The organism is Polaromonas sp. 39-63-25 (assembly GCF_002278925.1).
Classification (GTDB): Bacteria; Pseudomonadota; Gammaproteobacteria; order Burkholderiales; family Burkholderiaceae_C; genus Polaromonas.
Genome location: NZ_NCJH01000001.1, coordinates 153,006 through 174,575, shown reverse-complemented (window position 1 = coordinate 174,575; position 21,570 = coordinate 153,006). Strand labels below are relative to the sequence as shown.

The following is a 21,570-nucleotide window of genomic DNA, read 5'->3' as shown; positions in this document are numbered from 1 at the left end:
AGGAAAAAGGAGGACCCCGGGGCTGCGCTTACAGGTTGCCATAACCGGTGTTGCCGGTCTTGGTGTCGTGACGAACGTCGAGCGTGATCTCTGTGAAGGAGGCTTCGTCGTCCTCATCTTCTTCGGGCTCTTGTGCCGCCTTGGCGGCCATGGCGAAGTCGTTTTCCAGGCGCCACATCAGGTTGGTCGGCGAGTCGGCATGCAGCAGGCCTTCCTTGCGCGTGACGGTGCCGTCAACGATCAGCTTGGCGATGTCCTGCTCGAAGGTCTGCGAGCCCTCGGCCATGGACTTTTCCATCGCTTCCTTGACGCCGGAGAAGTCGCCTTTTTCGATCAGCTCGGAGATCAGCTTGGTGTTGAGCATGACCTCCACTGCCGGCGCGCGGCCGCCCGCCTGCGTGCGCAGCAGGCGCTGCGAGACGATGGCTTTCATGGCCGCGCCGAGGTCGCCGAGCATGGTGTTGCGCACCTCGACCGGGTAAAAACTCAGGATGCGGTTGAGCGCCTGGTAGCTGTTGTTGGCATGCATGGTGGCCAGGCACAGGTGACCCGACTGCGCATAGGCAATCGCGGCTGACATGGTTTCGCGGTCGCGGATCTCGCCGATCAGGATCACGTCGGGCGCCTGGCGCAACGCGTTTTTCAGCGCCACCTGCAGCGACTGCGTGTCGCTGCCGACCTCGCGCTGGTTGACCACCGACTTCTTGTTGGTGAACAAAAACTCGACCGGGTCTTCGATCGTCAGGATGTGGCCCGGCATGGTTGCGTTGCGGTGGTCCATCATGGACGCCAGGGTGGTGCTTTTTCCGGCGCCGGTGGAGCCCACCATCAGCAGCAGGCCGCGTTTTTCCATGATCAGGTCGGCCAGGATGGGCGGCACGTTCAGGCTCTCGAGCGGCGGAATCTCACCGGGCACGTAGCGGATCACGGCCGCATAGGTGCTGCGCTGCCTGAAACCGCTGATGCGGAAATTGCCGACGCCGGCCAGCGGAAAGCCCATGTTGAGCTCACCGAGTTCTTCGAGCTCCTCGATGCGCTCGGGAGGCAACACCTCCGCCAGCAGGTTGCGCGGCGCGTCCGGCGGCAGGATCTGGCTGTTGATCGGAATGGCCTCGCCGTTGATCTTGATGAGGGCCGGCGAATGCGCCGACAGATAGACGTCGGAGGCCTTTTTATCGGCCATCAAACGCAGGATACGTTCCATCGTGCTCATGGTCTGCGCAGTCATCGTCGGTTCCGATCAATCAATCATTCAGAGGAGACACAAGACACAAGCCGCAGCCCTGTCTTTACCAGCCGGGGCCGCGGGTCCGGCTTCGCCGGCCCGCAGGCGCAGCGCCCCCTCGGGGGGCAGCGCAGTACGCGAAGCGACAAGCGTGGGGGCCATTAGTCACGAAGGAGATCGTTCAGGCTGGTCGTGGCACGGGTCTTGGCATCCACCTTCTTGACGATCACCGCGCAATACAGCGAGTATTTGCCGCCGGCCTTGGGCAGGTTGCCCGACACGACAACAGAACCGGCCGGAATGCGGCCATAGGTCACGGTATCCGCCTCCCGGTCATAAATCGGCGTGCTCTGGCCGATGTAGACACCCATGGAAATGACGGAGTTTTCCTCGACGATCACGCCTTCAACCACTTCGGAGCGCGCACCGATGAAGCAGTTGTCTTCAATGATGGTCGGGTTGGCCTGCAGGGGTTCGAGCACACCGCCCAGGCCGACACCACCGGACAGGTGCACATTTTTGCCGACCTGCGCGCAGCTGCCGACGGTGGCCCAGGCGTCCACCATGGTGCCTTCGTCCACATAGGCACCGATGTTCACGTAGCTGGGCATCAGGATCGCGCCCTTGGCGATGAAACTGCCGCGGCGGGCCACGGCCGGCGGCACCACACGCACGCCGCTTTCCTTCATTTCCTGCTCGCTCAGGTGCGAGAACTTGGTCGGCACCTTGTCATAAAACCCCAGGTCACCGGCGCGCATCAGCACGTTGTCTTTCAGGCGAAAGCTCAGTAGCACGGCCTTCTTGATCCACTGGTGCGTGGTCCACTGGCCCACACCCTGGCGCGTGGCGACGCGCAGGCGGCCGCCGTTGAGTTCGGAAATCGTGTGCTCCACCGCCTCCTGGACCTCTTTGGACGCAGCCTGCGGCGAGAGGTTGGCGCGGTCTTCCCAGGCGGCGTTGATGATGCTTTGCAGTTGGTCTTGATTCATTTTTTTCAGATCAGGTGGATTGGATAAATTGAACGATTCTTTCGGCAGCTTCAACACATTCAGCGGTTTCAGCCACCAGCGCCATGCGGATGCGCCCGGTACCGGGGTTGTGGCCCCGGGCTTCGCGGGCAAGGTAACTGCCGGGCAACACCACCACATTGTAAAGAGCGAGCAGTTCGCGCGAAAACGCAGGGTCGTTGTTGCCAAAACGTGCCGGAATCTGCGCCCACAGGTAGAAGCCGGCGTCAGGCAGGGCCACGTCCATGACGCTGGCGAGCAGAGGGGTGACCCGGGCAAACTTTTCGCGGTACAGCGCGCGGTTCTCCACCACATGTTTCTCGTCGTTCCAGGCGGCGATGCTGGCCGCCTGCACGATGGGACTCATGGCGCTGCCGTGGTAGGTGCGGTACAGCAGAAAAGGCTTGATCAGCGCCGCGTCACCGGCCACAAAGCCGCTGCGCAGGCCCGGCACGTTGCTGCGTTTGGAAAGGCTGGTCAGCGCGATGATGTTTTTGAAGTCGTGCCGGCCCAGTTGCGCCGCGGCCTGCAGGGAGCCCAGCGGCGGCTCCTCACGGAAATAGATTTCGCTGTAACACTCGTCCGAGGCAATCACAAAGCCGTAGCGGTCGCTCAGTTCAAACAGCAGCTTCCATTCGTCCAGGCCCATGACCGCGCCGGTCGGGTTGCCGGGCGAGCAGACAAACAGCAGCTGCGTTTTTGCCCAGACATCCTGCGGCACGGCGGCCCAGTCCACCGCGAAGTTGCGCGCCGGGTCGCTGGGTGCGAACCAGGTGTCCGCACCGGCCAGCAGCGCCGCGCCCTCGTAGATTTGATAAAACGGGTTCGGGCTGACCACCGTCGCACCAGCTTGCGTCGGATCTATCACCGTCTGTGCCAGCGCAAACAAGGCCTCGCGCGAGCCGTTGACCGGCAGGATTTGCGTGGCCGGGTCCAGCGCCAGGCCGTAACGGCGTTGCAGCCAGTCGGCCATGGCTTGGCGCAGTTTCGGTTCGCCGGCGGTGGCCGGGTAACTGGCCAGCCCGGCCAGGCTGGCGCTCAGGGCGGCCTTGATCAGTTCCGGCGTCGCATGCCGGGGCTCGCCAATACCCAGGCTGATGGGGCGGTAAGCCGGGTTCGGCGTCACGTCGGCGTGGAGCTGGCGCAGCCGCTCGAAGGGGTAGGGCTGCAGGCGTTTCAACAATGGATTCATGGCCCGGATTATCCCGTGTGAACACCACGCGGGTGGCGGCTGGCCAGCCTCAACAGCCGATTTGCTACGAAAAAAATAGCTGACTGCGCATGGCAGACAAGGGCTGGAGGCCATTTTGATGCATGAATTCCGGCAAGAACCGGGCACGGAAGGGGGCACCGCCACCGCCACTGCGCCCCGCATGGCCCCGGTCACCATTTTTTACAGCGGCCCGGGCGTCGGGCTCGGGTAACATTGCGGGCTGTGCATTGCCTGAAGCAAGCCGGGCGTTCCAGAAAAATGCCATGCAAATCAACAGCTTAGCTTCAGGCATCTCCCAGCGCCAGGAATAAAAACAGGGTCCGCCGTGCGTCTCAATTCAATCAAGTTATCCGGCTTCAAATCGTTCGCGGAGCCGACCAATTTCGTGCTGCCGGGCCAGCTGATCGGTGTGGTCGGCCCCAACGGCTGCGGCAAGTCCAACATCATGGACGCCGTGCGCTGGGTGCTCGGCGAAAGCAAGGCCAGCGAGTTGCGCGGCGAATCCATGCAGGACGTGATCTTCAACGGCACCAATCTGCGCAAGCCGGCCAGCCGCTCCAGCGTCGAGCTGGTGTTCGACAATGCCGACCACCGTGCCGGCGGCCAGTGGGGCCAGTTCGCCGAAATTGCCGTCAAGCGCGTGCTGACACGTGACGGCACCTCGAGCTACTACCTGAACAACCAGCCGGTGCGCCGGCGCGACGTGCAGGACGTGTTCCTCGGCACCGGTCTGGGCCCGCGCGCCTACGCCATCATCGGCCAGGGCACGATCAGCCGCATCATCGAATCCAAGCCCGAAGAGCTGCGCCTGTTCCTCGAAGAAGCGGCCGGTGTCTCCAAGTACAAGGAACGCCGGCGCGAAACCGCCAACCGCCTGAGCGACACGCGCGAGAACCTGACCCGCGTCGAGGACATCCTGCGCGAGCTCAATGCCAACCTCGAAAAACTCGAGAAACAGGCCGAGGTTGCGCTGCGTTACAACACGCTGCACGCCGACGCCACGCTCAAGCAGCACCAGCTCTGGTTCCTCAAACGCGCCGAAAGCGAGGCCGACCAGGCCAAGGTCAAGGCCGATGCCGCCAAGTCGGTCAACGACCTCGAAAGCCGCATCGCCGACCTGCGCCATATCGAAGCCGACCTGGAAACCATCCGCCAGGCGCATTACGCCGCCGGCGACCAGGTCAACCAGGCTCAGGGCAAGCTGTACGAAGCCAGCGCCGAAGTCGGGCGGCTCGAGGCCGAAATCCGTTTTGTGGTCGAAGGCCGGCAACGCGTCGAGCAGCGCCTGGCGCAACTCAAGGAACAGACCAGCCAGTGGGCCGCGCGCAAGGAAGATGCCGCGCTGGAAACCGAAACCCTGACCGAGCGGGCGATTCAGGCTGAAGAGCAGGCCGAGCTGCTGGCCGCGCAGAGCGAAGACCAGGCCGGGCAGTTGCCCGCCCTCGAAGAAGCGCTGCGTGCCGCGCAATCCAAAGCCAATGAGCAGCGCACCAGCGTAGGCCAGGTGCAGCAGCAGATCCAGGTGCTGGCGGCCGACCAGCGCAACATCGAGGAACAGTCACGCACCCTGAGCCTGCGCCACGAGCGCCTGACCGCGGACAAAAACGCCCTCAACGCACCCGACGAAGCGCGCCTCGTCAATCTGAACACCCAGTTCGCCGCGGCGAAGGAAGCGCAGGACGAAGCCGAGGCCAGACTGCACGAGCTGACCGACAGCGTGCCCCAGCTCGACGAAGACCGGCGCAACAAACAGCAGGCCGTGAACACCGAATCGGCCCGGCAGGCCGAGCTGTCGGCGCGTTTGGAAGCGCTCAAGGCGTTGCAGGAAAAAGTCAAGACCGACGGCAAGCTCAAGCCCTGGCTGGCCAAACATGGCCTTGATGGCTTGCAGGGCCTGTGGAGCCGCATCCACATCGAGCAGGGCTGGGAAAATGCCCTCGAAGCCGCGCTGCGCGAGCGGCTGGGCGCGCTGGAAGTCTCGCGCCTGGACATGGTGCGTGGTTTTGCGGGCACAGACGGGCGCGACACACCGCCGGCCAAACTGTCGTTTTATTCACCGCCAACGGCCACCGCACCGGCCAGCGCTTCCGCCAGCGGCCTCAAACCCCTGGCCGATTTTCTGCGCCTCGGTGATGCCGGCCAGACGGCGCTGCTGGGCGACTGGCTGCACGGCTGCCTGACCGCGGCCAGCCTCGATGAAGCGCTGGCGGCACGCCATCAGTTGCAGGCCGGTGAAGTCATTTACGTGAAAAGTGGCCACGCGGTCACGCTGCACAGCGTGAGTTTTTACGCCCAGGATTCCGAGCAGGCCGGCCTGCTGGCCAGGGCGCAGGAAATCGAAAACCTCGAAAAACAGCTGCGTGCCCAGGCCCTGATCAGCGACGAGGCACGCAGTGCCCTGATTCGCGCCGAAGCCGCCTACGCCGATGCGGCGCAGCGCCTGGCCACGGCGCGCCGCGAAACCGCCGAAGGCCAGAGCCGCACGCACGAGCTGCAGGTCGAGGTGCTGCGCCTGACCCAGCTGGCCGAACAGACCCGGGCGCGCAGCGAGCAGATTGCCGGCGACCTCGCTGAAATCGACGCGCAGATGAACGACCTGCAGGAGCGCAGGGTGACGGCCGAAGGCCGCTTTGAAGAATTGGACATGCAGTTGGCCGACAGCCAGGAGCGCCACGCCCAGCTCGACGACCGCGTCATCGAGGCCGAGCGCAAACTGAACGAGTCACGCGAGCAGCAGCGCGCCCTCGAGCGCCAGTCGCAGGAAGCGCAATTTGCGCTGCGCAGCCTGGCCTCGCGCCGCGACGAGCTGACGCGCTCCATCGACATCGCCGCGCAGCAGGCCGCGTCGATTGCCGGCGAGGAAGAACGCGCCAAAGAGGAACTCTCGCGCCTGACGGACGCCGCGGCCCAGGCTGGCCTGCAGGACGCCCTCAACGTCAAGCTCGAGCGCGAAGCCGACCTCGGCGCCAAACGCAGCCAGTACGACGACCTGACCACCAAGCTGCGCGCCAGTGATGAGCGCCGCTTGCAGCTCGAGCGCGAACTCGATCCGCTGCGCCAGCGCATTACCGAGTTCCAGCTCAAGGAGCAGGCCGCGCGCCTGGGTTTCGAGCAGTACGCGCAGTTGCTGGCCGATGCGCAGGCCGACCTGGCTGCCGTCGAACAATCCATCCAGACCGGCAATGTGCGCCTGACCGGCCTGCAGGGCGAGATCGACCGCATCAACCGCGACATCCAGTCCCTGGGCGCCGTGAACCTGGCCGCGCTGGACGAACTCAGCAGCGCCCGCGAACGCAAGCAGTTCCTCGATGCCCAGTCGGCCGACCTGAACGAGGCCATGACGACGCTGGAAGATGCGATCAAGAAGATCGACGCCGAAACGCGCGACCTGCTGTCAACCACCTTCGAGACGGTCAACCGCCATTTCGGCGAGATGTTCCCGCGCCTGTTCGGCGGCGGCAACGCCAAACTCGTGATGACCGGCGAGGAAATCCTCGACGCCGGCGTGCAGGTGCTGGCCCAGCCGCCGGGCAAGAAAAACCAGACCATCCACCTGCTGTCGGGCGGCGAAAAGGCCCTGACCGCGATTGCGCTGGTGTTTGCGATTTTCCAACTGAACCCCGCACCGTTCTGCCTGCTCGACGAGGTGGACGCACCGCTGGACGACGCCAACACCGAGCGTTATGCCAAGCTGGTGGCCAGCATGAGCAAGGAAACCCAGTTCCTCTTTATCAGCCACAACAAGATCGCCATGGAAATGGCCGAACAACTGATCGGCGTGACCATGCAGGAGCAGGGCGTTTCGCGCATCGTGGCCGTCGACATGGAAGCAGCGCTTGGTTTCGCGGAGGCGGCATGACGAATGTCTGTAAAGCACGCTCACTGAGGGTTTCCCAGTCAAGCAGGGGCCGCGGAACCGGCTTTGCCGGGCCGCAGGCGCAGCGGCCCCCGAGGGGCTGGAGCCTGCGGCTCCAAAGCTGCTTGAGCAGCTTTGGACAGGCGACAGAAGCGAAGCCTCTGGCGAGCGGCGGCCTGCAAGGCCTCGAGAGCGACACGAAGTGCGCGACCGTGGGGGTCATGTCTTGAGCACACTCCAGATCAGTTTGGCCATACTCGGCGGTTTGATTCTTGCGATCGTGGTGGCCCACAGCACCTGGTCCGCCCGCAAAAACCTGCCGCGGCGCGCCACGCCCGACCCGGCGGCGGCAAACCCGCCAGTGGAGCCGGTCGGCGAGCCTTCCTTGGACGCAGCGCCGGAGCGCCAGGAGCCCGGTTTTGACCGCGACTCCAGCCTCGACGTGTTGACCGCCCTGACCGTGCCCGAGAAAAAACCCGGGCTCGATGCGCTGATCGACGTCATGGCGCCGATTCTGGTGGACGCGCCGGTCTCGGGCGAAGCCGCTCTGGCGGCCATGCCCTCCACGCGCCGCGCCGGCAGCAAGCCGTTTGCGGTGGAGGGCCTGAATGTCGCCACTGGGGCTTGGGAAACCCCCTTCGCCGGCCAGCGTTACAGCGCCTTCCAGGCCGGCGTGCAGCTGGCCAACCGCACGGGCGCACTGAACCAGATCGAGTTTTCAGAGTTTGTCATCAAGGCGCAGGCCTTTGCCGATGCGATTGACGGCCAGCCCGAGTTCCCCGACATGCTCGACGAGGTCGCCCGGGCCCGTGAACTGGACAACTTTGCCAGCGCCCACGATGCGCAGCTGAGCTTCACGCTGCGCGCGAAAAACACCGCCTGGAGCCCCGGGTACGTTCACCAGAGCGCCGCCAAGCTCGGATTTGTCACCGGGTCCATCCCCGGCCGCATGGTGTTGCCGGCCAGCGAGTCCGGCCATGCGCCCATCCTGGGCCTGGCTTTCGACACGCAGGCGGCCATGGCCGAAGACCCGGAGCAGACCGCCCTGCGCGAACTGACGCTGTCACTGGATGTGCCGCAGGTGCTGCGGTCCGAGCAACCGTTTGTGCGCATGTGCGAGGCCGCGATCACGCTGGCCACCAGCATGGACGGCGTGATCATCGACGACCAGGGCCAGCCGATCCGGCCCGAGACCATGGAAGTCATCCACGCCGACCTCGAACAGCTCTACGACACGCTGGAAGGCCGCGACATGCCGGCCGGCTCTGCGCTGGGCCGGCGCCTGTTCTCCTGAATTTTCTTCCCATGGTCACCCCTGACATGTTTGCGCCGTCCGAGCCGCGGAAAGCGCCGGCGCCTGCCGAACGTATCGCCATCCTGCGCGACCAGCTCAACGAACATGCGCACCGCTACTACGTGCTCGACGAGCCGGCCATTCCGGATGCCGAATACGACCGGCTGTTCCAGGAACTGCAGGCGCTGGAAGCGCAGCACCCTGAATTGGCCAGCCCGGATTCGCCAACAAGACGGGTGGGCGGCAAGCCGCTGGACCAGTTCGCCAGCGTGCGCCATGCCGTGCCCATGCTGAGCATCCGCACCGAAACCGACACCGAGGCGACGGGTGCGCAGAATTTCGATGTACGCGTGCGCAAGGAGCTCGGACTGGGGGAGGGTGATCCACCGGTGGAATACGTGGCCGAACTCAAGTTCGACGGCCTGGCGATCAACCTGCGTTACGAACATGGCGTGCTGGTGCAGGCGGCGACGCGCGGCGACGGCGAAACCGGCGAGGACGTGACGCAGAACATCCGCACCATCCGGCAGATCCCGTTGCGCCTGCCCAAGGATGCTCCGACGGTGCTGGAAGTGCGCGGCGAGGTCTACATGCGCCGCGACCATTTCGAGTCGCTCAATGAGCGGCAACGCGAAAAAATCGCAAAAGGTGCGAAGGGTGAAAAAACCTTTGTGAACCCGCGTAATGCGGCGGCCGGTGCCGTGCGCCAGCTCGACCCGGCGATTGCCGCGCAGCGCCCCCTGAGCTTTTTTGCCTACGGCGTCGGCGAAGTCACGCCGCCTGAAGAGGGCGGACCCGACTTCGACACTCACTTCCAGTTGCTGCTGACCCTCAAATCATGGGGTTTTCCGGTTGCAGCCCAGACGCAGACTGCGCAAGGCGCTTCTGAATTGATAGCATTCCACGAAAAAATCGGTCGTGCGCGCGACCAACTGCCTTACGACATCGACGGCGTGGTCTACAAGGTCAACAGCCTGGCGCTGCAGAAAAAGCTCGGTTTCGTGACGCGCGAGCCGCGCTGGGCTGTGGCGCACAAATACCCCGCCCAGGAGCAGATGACCACGGTGCTGGCGATTGACGTGCAGGTCGGCCGCACCGGCAAACTCACGCCGGTGGCCAAGCTGGCGCCGGTGTTTGTCGGTGGCGTGACGGTGACCAACGCCACGCTGCATAACGAGGACGAGGCCAGGCGCAAGGACGTGCGCATCGGCGACACGGTGATCGTGCGCCGCGCCGGCGACGTGATCCCCGAGGTGGTCAGTGTGCTGCTCGACAAACGGACGCAGGACGCCCCGCAGTTCACCATGCCGCGCACCTGCCCGGTGTGCGGCTCGGACGCCGTGCGGGAAGAGGGCGAAGCCGACTACCGCTGCACCGGCGGCCTGTTCTGCGGTGCCCAGCGCAAGGAGGCCATCCTGCATTACGCGCACCGGCGCGCGGTCGAGATCGAGGGTCTGGGCGACAAGCTGGTCGAGCAACTGGTCGACGCCGGCGTAGTCCGCACCCTGCCAGACCTGTACCGCCTGGGCCTAACGGCGCTCGCCGGCCTGGAGCGCATGGCTGACAAATCCGCCAACAACCTGCTCGAGGCCCTCGAAAAGTCCAAGCAGACGACCTTGCCGCGTTTCCTGTTCGGCCTGGGCATCCGCCATGTCGGCGAAGCCACGGCCAAAGAGCTGGCGCGCCATTTCGGCAGCCTCGACGCGGTCATGGACGCGACCGAGGAGCAACTGCTCGAGGTTAACGATGTCGGCCCCATCGTCGCCCAGAGCATACGCACCTTCTTCGACCAGCCACACAACCGCGAGGTAGTCGAGCAGTTACGCGCCTGCGGCGTCAGCTGGCCGGAGGGCGAACCGGCGGCACGCGCGCCGCAGCCGCTGTCCGGCAAGACCTTTGTCATCACCGGCACGCTGCCGACGCTGAGCCGCGACGAGGCCAAGGACAGGGTGGAAGCCGCGGGCGGCAAGGTGGCGGGCTCGGTCAGCAAAAAAACCGATTTTGTGGTCGCCGGCACGGAAGCCGGCAGCAAGCTGACCAAGGCGCAGGAGCTGGGTGTGGCCATCATCGACGAAGCAGCCCTGCTGGCGATGCTGGCGGATCCAGCCGACTGAACCGTTCAGGTTTCCGGCGGCACAGCTTCGTCACTGAATTGTTCGGGCCGGCGCCACAGCCATGCCAGCACACCCGCCATGCAGCCGATGGCAAGCACGGCCACCCAGCGGTGCTGCACCACCACCAGCATGATGGCGGCGCTCACGCCCATGACCGCCGTGGCCGCCCATTTGGCGCGCCGGCGCACCACACCGCCGCGGCGCCACTCGACCAGCATGGGTCCAAAGGAGGTATGGCTTTCCAGCCAGGCCAGCAGGCGCGGCGAGCTGCGGGCAGCCGCCCAGGCCGAGAGCAGGACAAAAGGCACGGTGGGGAGCACCGGCACAAAGATGCCGATCACGCCCAGGGCCAGGCTCAGCAGCGCCAGAACCAGCAGCGTCCAGCGCGTCACCAGAGGAAGCGGGGCGGCCGGCTCGGCGGGAAGGGCCGGCTGGCGGCGGGATGGTTCGGACATTCCCCATTTTGCCGTGCAGCGGGCAACACGGCCGTCCCGCCTTCTTTCTTTCTCTTTCTGTATGCTCGACGTTTTGACGACAGAGCACACAGGATTTTCATGACCGTACGCGACATTCTCAAAATGGGTGACCCGCGCCTGCTGCGGGTGGCCCAGCCCGTGACGGGTTTCGACACCGATGAACTGCACCTGCTCGTGGCCGACATGTTCGAAACCATGCGCGCCGTCAACGGTGCCGGCCTGGCCGCACCGCAGATCGGTGTGGACCTGCAGCTGGTGATTTTTGGCACGGATGCGGTGAATCCGCGTTACCCCGACGCGCCCTTGGTGCCGCGCACGGTGCTGCTCAATCCGGTCATCACGCCCTTGTCGGACGACATGGAAAACGGCTGGGAGGGATGTCTTTCGGTGCCCGGCCTGCGCGGCGTGGTGCCGCGCTTCTCAAGCATCCGCTACACCGGCTTCGACCCTTACGGCGATCCGATAAACCGCACGGTGGATGGCTTTCACGCACGGGTGGTGCAGCACGAGTGTGACCACCTGATGGGGGTGCTGTACCCGATGCGCATCCGGGACCTCACGCAGTTCGGCTACACCGAGGTGCTGTTCCCGGGCCTGGATGCGTCTGAGGACGACTGAGTCTTTCCAAGTGGGGTTTCACCCGGCCTGAGTCGCTGGGCGGTCGGCCGGCAGGCGCGCCTTGCCGCCGGAACCGAACACCGAGCGCCACCAAGCGGCGGAACCTTCGGGTGGCACCGGCGGCGTGGTCTCGATACGGGCGTCCAGGTAGTCCAGCGTGACACGGCGGCGGTACTGCGCGACTTCTTCACCGGCCAGCTCGATCAGCGGCCGGGCCGCGCCCCGGCTCTGGATCAGCACCTGCTTGCATCCGGCGCCGGCCTTGATCAGCGCCGAGCGCACGGCCATGGCGCGGCGGTCGCCCATCAACCAGAAAAAGCGGTGGCTACCGGTGCCGTAGCTGTGGCCGGAAACCAGCACCCGCTGCTCGGGCCGGTCGGCCAGCCAGGCCGCGTGGGCGGCCAGCAGGTCGTCATAACTCTCGGGCACCAGCCAGTTGTCGGGTTCAAAAAAGACCTGACGGGCCAGGGGCCGGCCGTCGTCGTCGCATTCGCCCGAGGCGTGCAACTGCTGCTCACGGGTCAACAGGGTGTGTGTCTGGGCATGCATGGCAAGCTCCTTCGGTGAAATGTCCGGTTGCGGGGCTGGCCACCATTTTTTTCCTGGCTGCCAGTCCGCTGTTCGTTCATTGTCTGCTTCTGGCAGCCCATCACAAGCCTCAAACAGTGATCATGTGTAACATGAAGAAAATCGTTTAACCTGTTGATTTAAATAAGTAAATATTCTTCAAGCATGGGGCCCAGGATGGACGGAAAGCGGCCGAACCGGCCTGTGACTGCTGGTACGCTCAGGCCCCGAGGGCTTCGAGCAGTTCGGTCTCGATGGCGATCTGCGCCTTGTTGTGCTGCAGCTCCGGCCCGTCGATCAGGAAGGTGTCTTCCACACGTTCGCCCAGGGTGGTGACCTTGGCCAGTTGCAGGTTGATGCGGTGGCGGGCCAGCACGCGGGCGATCGAATACAGCAGGCCCACGCGATCGCTGGCCGAGACGCTGAGCAGCCAGCGCTGGGCTTTTTCGTCGGGGCGCAGGTCCACGCGCGGCGTGATCGGGAAACTCTTGACGCGGCGCGACACCCGGCCTTTGCCCGGCGGCGGCAGTGGGCCATTTTCTTCAATGGCGCGGTCCAGGTCAGCTTCGACCATGGCCACGAGTTCGCGGTAGTGGTCGGCCAGGGTCGGGCTGACCACCTGGAAGGTGTCCAGCGCATAACCGCTTGTACCTCTGGTGGGCTTGGCGGTGTGGACCTTGGCGTCCAGGATGCTGAAACCGGCTTCCTCGAAATAACCGCAGATGCGGGCAAACAGGTCGGGCGCGTCAGGCGTGTACACCAGTACCTGCAGGCCTTCGCCGGCGGCCGAGCGGCGCGCCCGCACAATACATTTGGCCGTGCCCACATGGCGCGACAGGTGGCGCGCATGCCAGGCAATGTCGCCGGCCTCGTGGCGCATGAAGTAGCTGACGTCCAGCGAGTCCCACAGGGCCTTGTGCGCCTCGAAGGGTTCGGCATGCAGGGCCAGGATGGTCAGGGCCTCGCGCTTGCGGGCCTCGACCTCGGCGTCCGCATCGGGCGCACGCCCGCCCAGCACGCGCAGCGTGTAGCGGTAGAGGTCTTCGAGCAGCTTGCCTTTCCAGGCATTCCACACCTTGGGGCTGGTGCCGCGGATGTCGGCCACGGTGAGCAGGTAAAGCGCGGTCAGGTAACGCTCGTTGCCGACACGTTTGGCAAACCCGGCAATGACCTGCGGATCGCTCAGGTCTTCCTTCTGGGCAATGCGGCTCATTGTCAGGTGTTCGCCCACCAGGAACTCGATCAGCTTGGCGTCTTCGGCGGCAATGCCGTGCTGGCGGCAAAACACCCGCACGTCCTTGCGGCCGAGGTCGGAATGGTCGCCGCCACGGCCCTTGGCAATGTCGTGGAAAAGGGCGGCGATGTACAGGATCCAGGGCTTGTCCCAGCCGGCCCCCAGCTGCGAACACGCCGGGTATTCATGCGCGTGTTCGGCCATGAAAAAGCGCCGCACATTGCGCAGCACCATCAGGATGTGCTGGTCCACCGTGTAGACGTGGAACAGGTCGTGCTGCATCTGCCCGACGATCTGGCGGAACACCCACAGGTAGCGGCCCAGCACCGAGGTCTGGTTCATCAGGCGCATCGCATGGGTGATGCCCGTGGGCTGCTGCATGATCTGCCGGAAAGTGTCGCGGTTGACCGGATCGCGCCTGAAGCGCGCGTCCATCACGCCGCGTGCGTTGTACAGCGCGCGCAGAGTGCGGGCCGACAGGCCCTTGACACCCACGGTGGTCTGGTAGACCAGAAAGGTCTCAAGGATGGCGTGCGGGTGGGCCAGGTAGAGGTCATCGCTGGCCACCTCGATCATGCCGGCCTTGTTCAGGAAGCGTTCGTTGATCGGCTGCGGCGCCTGCCCGCTGGGGTTGAGGCGCTCCTCGATGTTGAGCAACAGGATCTGGTTGAGCTGGGTCACCGCCTTGGCGGTCCAGTAAAAGCGCTTCATCAGCGCTTCGCTGGCGCGCGAGACCACCCGTCCGGTGTCGCTGTGGGTCACCGTTGCATAACCGAAGGACTCGGCCACCACGGTCTGCAGGTCGAACACCAGGCGGTCCTCGCGCCGGCCGGCCAGCAGGTGCAGGCGGGCGCGTATCAGGCTCAGCAGGGCTTCGTTGGCCTTGATCTGGCGGACCTCGAAGGCCGTGGCCAGCCCGTTACGCGCCAGGTCGTCCCAGGACTTGCCCAGCCCGGCCGCGCGTGCCACCCAGAGGATGACCTGCAGGTCGCGCAGTCCGCCCGGGGACTCCTTGCAGTTGGGCTCCAGGGAGTAGGGCGTGTCTTCGAATTTGTTGTGGCGCTGGCGCTGCTCCAGTGTCTTGGCTACAAAAAAGGCCTGCGGGTCCAGCACGCCCTCAAGCTGCCTCAACAGGGCAGCAAACATCGTTCTGGAGCCCGCCAGCAGCCGCGCTTCGAGCAGCGAGGTCTGCACCGTCACGTCCTTGGCGGCTTCCTCGACACAGTCGCCGACCGTGCGCACGCTGGAGCCGATCTCCAGGCCGGTGTCCCAGCAACTGCCGATGAAGCTCTCGATCCGGGTCTTCAGCTCCGCATCGCTGTCCACCCGGGCATCGTCAGGCAGCAGCAGCAGGACGTCGACGTCGGAATGCGGAAACAGCTCGCCCCGGCCAAACCCGCCGACCGCCACCAGGCAGTAGCCGGCCGGGAATCCGGCGCGTTGCCAGAGCTGGCGCAAGGTGTCGTCGGTGTGCCGGGCCAGCTTGCGCAGCAGGCTGCGGATGCCTCGTGTGGATGCGCCGCTGCCGGCCAGCGAGGTCAGCAGAGCTTTTTTGCCGGCCCGGTAATGCTCGCGCAAGCGGGCCGGTTCGGTGGTGGACGACGAAGCAGGGGGCAGCGCGGAAAGCATGGGCAGCAGGCGCTGTGGGCGCGGGAGGGCGCGGGGCGCAGCCGGCTCAGGCGGCCGAATCGGCGGTCGAGGGGGTCTCGGCCTTCGCCGCGGCCGCCTGCGGCGCCGGCTGTGGCACAAAGTCAGGAATGGCCGGGCTGCCAGCCGACAGCGTCAGCACTTCATAGCCGGTTTCGGTCACCAGGATCGTGTGCTCCCACTGCGCCGACAGCGAGTGGTCGCGCGTCACGATGGTCCAGCCGTCTTTTTCGGGGCCGTCCTTGATGTCGCGCTTGCCGGCGTTGATCATGGGCTCGATCGTGAAAGTCATGCCGGGCTTGAGCTCTTCGAGTGTGCCGGGGCGGCCGTAATGCAGCACCTGAGGCTCCTCGTGGAAACGCTTGCCGATACCGTGGCCGCAGAACTCGCGCACGATGGTGAAACCCTGTTTTTCCGCGAAGGTCTGGATCGCATGCCCGATGTCGCCGAGACGGGCACCGGGTTTGACACGCATGATGCCGTGCCACATGGCCTCGTAAGTGACCTTGCACAGGCGCCTGGCCGCAATCGACACGTCGCCGATCATGTACATGCGGCTGTTGTCGCCGAACCAGCCATCTTTGGTGATCACGGTGACATCAATGTTCATGATGTCGCCTTTGCGCAAGGGCTTGTCGTTGGGAATGCCGTGGCAGACCACGTGGTTCAGCGAGGTGCACAACGAAGCCGGGTAGGGCGGGTAACCGGGCGGCTGGTAACCCAGCGTGGCCGACACGGTGCCCTGCACATTGACCATGTAGTCGTTGGCGAGTTTGTCGATTTCCCGGGTGGTGACACCGGCCTTCACGAAGGGCGTCAGGTAGTCCAGCACCTCGGAAGCCAGTTTGCAGGCGACCCGCATACCCTCGATGCCTGCTGCGTCTTTGTACGTAATACTCATGGGGAGATTATCCCACTGCCACACCGGCGCTGCATGGCACCCCTCTTTGCCCGGTCTTTGGCGGGCCCGGCCGGCCGCGGCCCGGCACCGACTCACTGATAAAATTACGGGTTAACGCGACTCCCCCAGCCTTCTGCGCCTGCAGGCGGTGCTAAACCCCAAAACAGCTTGTGAGCTGCCCACCTCCCACTACAAGGCCACCGCCACCGTGACCCTGCATCTGACGACTTTCGAGGGCGACGCCCACGGCATCAGCGCCCTGAGCGACTTTCGCGTCCAGCAACTCCTGCCGCGCCTGCAAGCCATCGAGGGCAAGATCGCGGGCATCAGCGCCCGCTTCGTGCACCTGGTGGCCATCGGGTCACCGCCTGACGAAGCACTCAAAACCCGGCTGGCGGCGCTGCTGACTTACGGCGATCCCTGCCCAGCGAGTACCGCGAACGAGGATGAAGCGCTGCTGTTCATCGTCTCGCCGCGTTTCGGCACGGTCTCGCCCTGGGCCTCCAAGGCCACCGACATCGCCCACAACTGCGGGCTGGCCATCAAGCGCATCGAACGTATCACCGAATACCGGTTGACCCTCAAATCGGGCTTTTTCAGCAAGACGGCCCTCAGTGACGCCCAGCGCGACCAGGTCGCCGCCTTGCTGCACGACCGCATGACGGAAAGTGTGATGACCGACCGGGCGCAGGCTGCCGGCCTGTTCACCGAGCTGCAGGGCGCGCCGCTGCAGACCATCAACGTGCTGGCCGGTGGCAAGGCGGCACTGGAAGCGGCCAACAGCGAGTTCGGCCTGGCGCTGGCAGCCGACGAAATTGATTACCTGGTCACCGCCTTCACCGGGCTCCAGCGCAACCCGACCGATGTCGAACTCATGATGTTCGCCCAGGCCAACAGCGAACATTGCCGCCACAAGATTTTCAACGCCGATTTCACGATCGACGGCGTGGCCCAGGACAAAAGCCTGTTCGGCATGATCCGCAACACCGAAAAACTCAACCCGCAACACACGGTGGTGGCCTATTCGGACAACGCCTCGGTCATGGAAGGCCTGCCGGTCCAGCGCTTCTATGCCAAATCGGCCTCCAGCCCAGAAGGGGTGGGCGCTACCAGCTATCAAAGTTATAGCGCTACGAACGATGTCTTGACCCATGTGCTGATGAAGGTGGAAACGCACAACCACCCGACGGCGATTTCACCTTTCCCTGGCGCATCGACGGGTGCCGGTGGCGAAATCCGCGACGAAGGCGCGACCGGGCGCGGCTCCCGCCCCAAGGCCGGCCTGACCGGTTTTACCGTGTCCCGCCTGTTTGACGGCAAGGGTGAGGGGTATGGCAAGCCGGAGCACATCGCCAGCCCGCTGCAGATCATGACCGAGGGCCCGCTGGGCGGCGCGGCCTTCAACAACGAGTTCGGCAGGCCGAATCTGGCCGGCTACTTCCGCGAGTACGAGCAGACCGTGGGCGGCCAGCGCTGGGGTTACCACAAGCCCATCATGATCGCCGGCGGCGTCGGCACGATTGACGCCGGCCTCACGAAGAAAATCCTGTTCCCGGCTGGCACCTTGCTGATCCAGCTCGGCGGGCCCGGCATGCGTATCGGCATGGGCGGCAGCGCGGCCAGTTCCATGGCCTCGGGCGCCAATGCGGCGCAACTCGACTTCGACTCGGTGCAACGCGGCAACCCGGAGATCGAGCGACGTGCCCAGGAAGTCATCAACCAGTGTGCCCAGCTCGGCAGCGCCAACCCCATCCTGGCCATCCACGACGTGGGCGCCGGCGGCTTGTCCAACGCCTTCCCCGAACTTGTCAACGACGCCGGGCGCGGCGCACGTTTTGATCTGCGTGCCGTGCCACTGGAAGAAAGCGGCCTGTCGCCCAAGGAAATCTGGAGCAACGAAAGCCAGGAGCGTTATGTGATGGCGATTGCGCCGGAATCGCTGCCGCAGTTCCAGGCTTTTTGCGAGCGCGAGCGTTGCCCGTTTGCGGTGATTGGTGTCGCGACGGAAGAGAAACAACTGGTGCTCTCCGACAAGGAGGCCGCAGCCCCAGTGGACATGCCAATGAACGTGCTGCTGGGCAAACCGCCCAGGATGCTGCGCGACGTCAAGTCCGTGCGCAATGAGATCAAGCCCCTGGCCCTGACAGGCGTCGACCTGCAGAAAAGCGTGATCGCCGTCCTGAGCCACCCGACCGTGGCCTCCAAACGTTTCCTGATCACCATCGGCGACCGCAGCGTGGGCGGCCTGACGCACCGCGACCAGATGGTCGGGCCCTGGCAGGTGCCGGTGGCCGACTGTGCGGTGACGCTGGCCGATTACCAGGGTTTTGCCGGCGAAGCCATGAGCATGGGAGAACGCACGCCGCTGGCCGTCGTTAATGCCGCCGCCTCCGGCCGCATGGCGGTGGCCGAAGCCATCACCAACCTGCTGGCCGCGCCGATCGAGCTGCCGCGTGTGAAGCTTTCTGCGAACTGGATGGCCGCTTGCGGCGAGCCGGGCCAGGACGCCGCACTGTATGAAACCGTCAAGGCGGTCGGCATGGAACTGTGCCCGGCCCTGGGCGTGTCGATTCCGGTCGGCAAGGATTCGCTGTCCATGCGCACGGTCTGGAGCGACGATGGCGCCAGCAAAAAGGTCACCTCGCCGGTATCTCTGATCGTCAGCGCGTTTGCGACGCTGGCCGACGTGCGCGGCACGCTGACGCCGCAGCTCGACGCATCGGAGGCCGACAGCACACTGATCCTGATCGACCTCGGCAAGGGCCAGGCCCGCATGGGCGGCTCCATCCTGGCGCAGACACTCGAGCTCGAAGACGGCGCCGTGCCGGACCTCGAGGACCCGCAAGACCTGGTGAACCTGGTCAAGGCCATCAATGCCTTGCGCGCCCAGGGGCAGGTGCTGGCCTACCACGACCGCAGCGACGGCGGCCTGCTGGCCACGGTCTGCGAAATGGCTTTTGCCGGCCATGTGGGCGTCTCGCTCAACGTCGACATGCTGCTGCTCGAAGGCGACGGCATTTCCGACAGCCGCATGGACACCGGCGACAGCAAGAACTGGGCGTCGCAGGTCGGCGCGCGCCGGGAAGAGCTCACGCTCAAGGCTCTGTTCAACGAAGAACTGGGTGTCGTTATCCAGGTGCGGACCGAGGCACGCAATGCCGTGATGCAGACCCTGCGCGAACACGGCCTGTCCAGATTCAGCCACTTCATCGGCAAGACCCGGCCACAACATGCCTCGCTTGAGGTGGGCAAGGGCGAGATCCAGGTCTGGCGCGATACCAAGGCGGTCTTCAGCGCGAAGCTGCAGGACCTGCACCAGGTCTGGGACGCCGTGAGCTGGAAAATCAACCAGCAGCGCGACAACCCGGCCTGCGCAGATGCCGAACATGCGGCGGCCGGCGATCCGCTGGACCCCGGCCTGCACGTCCATCTGACGTTCGACCCGGCCAAGCGCCCGCAGGCGCCGGCGCTGAACCTGTCGCGGCCCCGGGTCGCGGTGCTGCGCGAGCAGGGCGTCAATTCGCATGTGGAAATGGCCTACGCCTTCACCCAGGCCGGCTTCGAGGCCTGCGACGTGCACATGACCGACCTGCAGACCGGCCGCGCGCAGCTGGCCGACTTCACCGGCGTGGTGGCGTGCGGCGGTTTCAGCTACGGCGACACCCTGGGCGCTGGCATCGGCTGGGCCCGTTCCATCACCTTCAACCCCGCGCTGTCGGACCAGTTCCAGGCGTTTTTCGGGCGCCCCGACACCTTTGGCCTGGGCGTGTGCAACGGCTGCCAGATGTTTGCCGAGCTGGCCGACATCATTCCCGGCGCCGAGGCCTGGCCGCGGTTCACCACCAACCGCAGCGAGCGTTTCGAAGCCCGTCTGAGCCTGGTCGAAGTGCTCGACTCACCGAGTCTCTTCCTGCAGGGCATGGCCGGCAGCCGCCTGCCGATTGCGGTGGCGCATGGCGAGGGGTATGCCAACTTTGCCTACCGTGGCGACGCCGCCAAGGTGATTGCCGCGATGCGTTTCACCGACCACCACGGCCAGCCGACCGAAGCCTACCCGGCCAATCCCAACGGCAGTGCCGGCGGCCTGACCGCCGTAACCACCGCCGACGGCCGCTTCACCGCCATGATGCCGCATCCCGAACGTGTGTTCCGCAATGTGCAGCTGAGCTGGACGGACCAGGACATCAGCGCGTCCAGCCCGTGGATGGAGATCTGGCGCAATGCCAGGAAATGGGTGAAATAGGCCTCCAGCCCTTTTTGGATGTGCGCTGACTGCTATTTAAAAGATAGCATCTCAGCATGCCACCCGGGGCTTGCCCCGGGTTGGCCCTGATGCGCCGGGGCGCTGCGCGCGGTTCAATGCCGCATGAACGCCTCTGCCCATCCCCCCGAGTCCACCACCACCGCCGCCCTTGCCATGCCGCCAGCGCCGCAGGTTCGCGTACTGCAGCCGCTGCGCTTGGGCGACCCCGTGCGCTGGCTGCGCGCCGGCTGGCGCGACCTGAGGGCGGCGCGCGGCATTGCGCTGTTTTATGGCATCTGTTTCTGGCTCATGGCCGTGGTGCTGGGCGCGGTGTTCCGCAACCTGCCGCAGTACACCATGTCCTTTGTGTCGGGCTGTTTTCTGGTCGGCCCCTTCCTGGCCATGGGGCTGTACGAGTCCAGCCGGCGGCGCGAGCAGGGGCTGCCGCAAAGCCTGGGCGCCTCGCTGACCTGTTGGGACAGCCACCTGGGCAGCATGGGCATGCTGGTGCTGGTGGTGATGTTGCTGGAACTGCTGTGGGGCAGGGCCTCGCTGGTCGTTTTTGCCGTGTTTTTCAACACCGGCATGCCGAGCACGGCCGGCGTGCTGAAGGCGGTGTTCAATCCCCAGAACTGGCAGTTCATCGCGGTATACACCGTGGTGGGCAGCGTTTTCGCCGGACTGGTGTTTTCCACCTGCGTGGTGTCCATCCCGATGATCCTGGACCGCGACACCGATGCCATCACCGCCGGCATTGCCAGCATCCAGGTGGTGGCGGGGCGCACAGGACCCATGCTGGTCTGGGGGGCGCTGATCGTGCTGCTGGTCCTGGGCGCGATGCTGTTGCCCTGGGCGCTGGGTCTGCTGGTGGTCGGCCCCTGGCTGGGCCACGCGAGCTGGCATGCCTACCGCAGCAGCTTCGCCTGGGAGGCGCCAGCACCGGCCGTACCCGCCTGACGGACGAGTAAGCCCGGCCAGGGAAAGCCAGCCCGGCGACAGGTGCCGGTGGCGAAGGTGTGGCGCAGCCTTCGTCAACCGGAAAGCCCCGCGGGTCGCCTGCTTGCCCAGTGGGCGCACCCTCCGGTTTTCCGTCCTGCGCTCAGGACCGTGTCCTACACAGCGCAGCGGGGCGCAATCTTAGCGTGATTGTTGGCGATTTTGCCTCTACCAACATC

At 65.2% G+C, this 21,570-nt stretch carries 13 protein-coding genes; 6 read left to right on the top strand and 7 right to left on the bottom strand.

From position 1 onward, the window contains the following. Positions 1 to 28: 28 nt before the first annotated feature. The 3 genes from B7X65_RS00830 to dapC form a co-directional block, all read right to left on the bottom strand. Positions 29 to 1,213: a PilT/PilU family type 4a pilus ATPase gene (locus tag B7X65_RS00830; RefSeq protein ID WP_293592437.1), complete on the bottom strand. Its 1,185-nt coding sequence runs from the start codon at positions 1,211 to 1,213 to the stop codon at positions 29 to 31. Positions 1,214 to 1,386: 173 nt separating this feature from the next. Continuing rightward, positions 1,387 to 2,214, bottom strand: coding sequence for a 2,3,4,5-tetrahydropyridine-2,6-dicarboxylate N-succinyltransferase (gene dapD, locus B7X65_RS00825; protein ID WP_293592099.1), 828 nt, complete (start codon positions 2,212 to 2,214; stop codon positions 1,387 to 1,389). Positions 2,215 to 2,224: 10 nt separating this feature from the next. Continuing rightward, positions 2,225 to 3,424: a succinyldiaminopimelate transaminase gene (gene dapC / locus B7X65_RS00820; RefSeq protein ID WP_293592098.1), complete on the bottom strand. Its 1,200-nt coding sequence runs from the start codon at positions 3,422 to 3,424 to the stop codon at positions 2,225 to 2,227. A 346-nt stretch (positions 3,425 to 3,770) separates the two neighbouring features. On the opposite strand from dapC, the gene smc reads away from it, so the two are divergent. The 3 genes from smc to ligA all read left to right on the top strand — a co-directional run bounded on the left by smc (position 3,771) and on the right by ligA (position 10,709). Next, positions 3,771 to 7,304, top strand: a complete 3,534-nt coding sequence (gene smc / locus B7X65_RS00815) for a chromosome segregation protein SMC (RefSeq protein ID WP_293592097.1) — start codon at positions 3,771 to 3,773, stop codon at positions 7,302 to 7,304. A 223-nt stretch (positions 7,305 to 7,527) separates the two neighbouring features. After that, a complete protein-coding gene (locus tag B7X65_RS00810; protein WP_293592096.1) occupies positions 7,528 to 8,595 on the top strand; it encodes a cell division protein ZipA C-terminal FtsZ-binding domain-containing protein in 1,068 nt (355 codons plus the stop codon). A gap of 11 nt (positions 8,596 to 8,606) precedes the next feature. Next, entirely contained in the window at positions 8,607 to 10,709 is a 2,103-nt protein-coding gene (ligA, locus tag B7X65_RS00805; protein ID WP_293592095.1) for an NAD-dependent DNA ligase LigA, read from the top strand. A 5-nt stretch (positions 10,710 to 10,714) separates the two neighbouring features. Here ligA and B7X65_RS00800 read toward each other — a convergent pair whose 3' ends face one another. Continuing rightward, entirely contained in the window at positions 10,715 to 11,164 is a 450-nt protein-coding gene (locus tag B7X65_RS00800) for a YbaN family protein (RefSeq protein ID WP_293592094.1), read from the bottom strand. A 99-nt stretch (positions 11,165 to 11,263) separates the two neighbouring features. On the opposite strand from B7X65_RS00800, the gene def reads away from it, so the two are divergent. After that, positions 11,264 to 11,803 (top strand): peptide deformylase, encoded by a 540-nt coding sequence (gene def, locus B7X65_RS00795; RefSeq protein ID WP_293592093.1) that lies wholly within the window; start codon positions 11,264 to 11,266, stop codon positions 11,801 to 11,803. An 18-nt stretch (positions 11,804 to 11,821) separates the two neighbouring features. On the opposite strand, the gene B7X65_RS00790 is transcribed toward def, so the two are convergent. The 3 genes from B7X65_RS00790 to map all read right to left on the bottom strand — a co-directional run bounded on the left by B7X65_RS00790 (position 11,822) and on the right by map (position 16,152). Next, the gene (locus B7X65_RS00790; RefSeq protein WP_293592092.1) at positions 11,822 to 12,352 is read right to left on the bottom strand and encodes an OmpA family protein; all 531 of its coding nucleotides are present in this window, start codon (positions 12,350 to 12,352) and stop codon (positions 11,822 to 11,824) included. A 238-nt stretch (positions 12,353 to 12,590) separates the two neighbouring features. Continuing rightward, positions 12,591 to 15,233, bottom strand: coding sequence for a [protein-PII] uridylyltransferase (locus B7X65_RS00785; RefSeq protein WP_293592091.1), 2,643 nt, complete (start codon positions 15,231 to 15,233; stop codon positions 12,591 to 12,593). 46 nt (positions 15,234 to 15,279) lie between these two features. Next, entirely contained in the window at positions 15,280 to 16,152 is an 873-nt protein-coding gene (gene map, locus B7X65_RS00780; protein ID WP_293592090.1) for a type I methionyl aminopeptidase, read from the bottom strand. 208 nt (positions 16,153 to 16,360) lie between these two features. Here map and purL point away from each other — a divergent pair, with 208 nt between their 5' ends. Together purL and B7X65_RS00770 are read left to right on the top strand one after the other, a co-directional pair. Beyond that, positions 16,361 to 20,395 (top strand): phosphoribosylformylglycinamidine synthase, encoded by a 4,035-nt coding sequence (gene purL / locus B7X65_RS00775; protein ID WP_293592089.1) that lies wholly within the window; start codon positions 16,361 to 16,363, stop codon positions 20,393 to 20,395. A 174-nt stretch (positions 20,396 to 20,569) separates the two neighbouring features. Further along, the gene (locus B7X65_RS00770; RefSeq protein WP_293592436.1) at positions 20,570 to 21,352 is read left to right on the top strand and encodes a DUF2189 domain-containing protein; all 783 of its coding nucleotides are present in this window, start codon (positions 20,570 to 20,572) and stop codon (positions 21,350 to 21,352) included. Positions 21,353 to 21,570: the final 218 nt, after the last annotated feature.

Bases quoted from the DNA above. Each gene is read 5' to 3' on its own strand.
- map (WP_293592090.1), bottom strand. From the start codon at position 16,152: ATGAGTATTACGTACAAAGACGCAGCAGGCATCGAGGGTATGCGGGTC.
- B7X65_RS00800 (WP_293592094.1), bottom strand. From the start codon at position 11,164: ATGTCCGAACCATCCCGCCGCCAGCCGGCCCTTCCCGCCGAGCCGGCC.
- def (WP_293592093.1), top strand. From the start codon at position 11,264: ATGACCGTACGCGACATTCTCAAAATGGGTGACCCGCGCCTGCTGCGG.
- dapD (WP_293592099.1), bottom strand. From the start codon at position 2,214: ATGAATCAAGACCAACTGCAAAGCATCATCAACGCCGCCTGGGAAGAC.
- B7X65_RS00790 (WP_293592092.1), bottom strand. From the start codon at position 12,352: ATGCATGCCCAGACACACACCCTGTTGACCCGTGAGCAGCAGTTGCAC.
- dapC (WP_293592098.1), bottom strand. From the start codon at position 3,424: ATGAATCCATTGTTGAAACGCCTGCAGCCCTACCCCTTCGAGCGGCTG.
- B7X65_RS00830 (WP_293592437.1), bottom strand. From the start codon at position 1,213: ATGAGCACGATGGAACGTATCCTGCGTTTGATGGCCGATAAAAAGGCC.
- B7X65_RS00770 (WP_293592436.1), top strand. From the start codon at position 20,570: ATGCCGCCAGCGCCGCAGGTTCGCGTACTGCAGCCGCTGCGCTTGGGC.
- B7X65_RS00785 (WP_293592091.1), bottom strand. From the start codon at position 15,233: ATGCTTTCCGCGCTGCCCCCTGCTTCGTCGTCCACCACCGAACCGGCC.
- ligA (WP_293592095.1), top strand. From the start codon at position 8,607: ATGGTCACCCCTGACATGTTTGCGCCGTCCGAGCCGCGGAAAGCGCCG.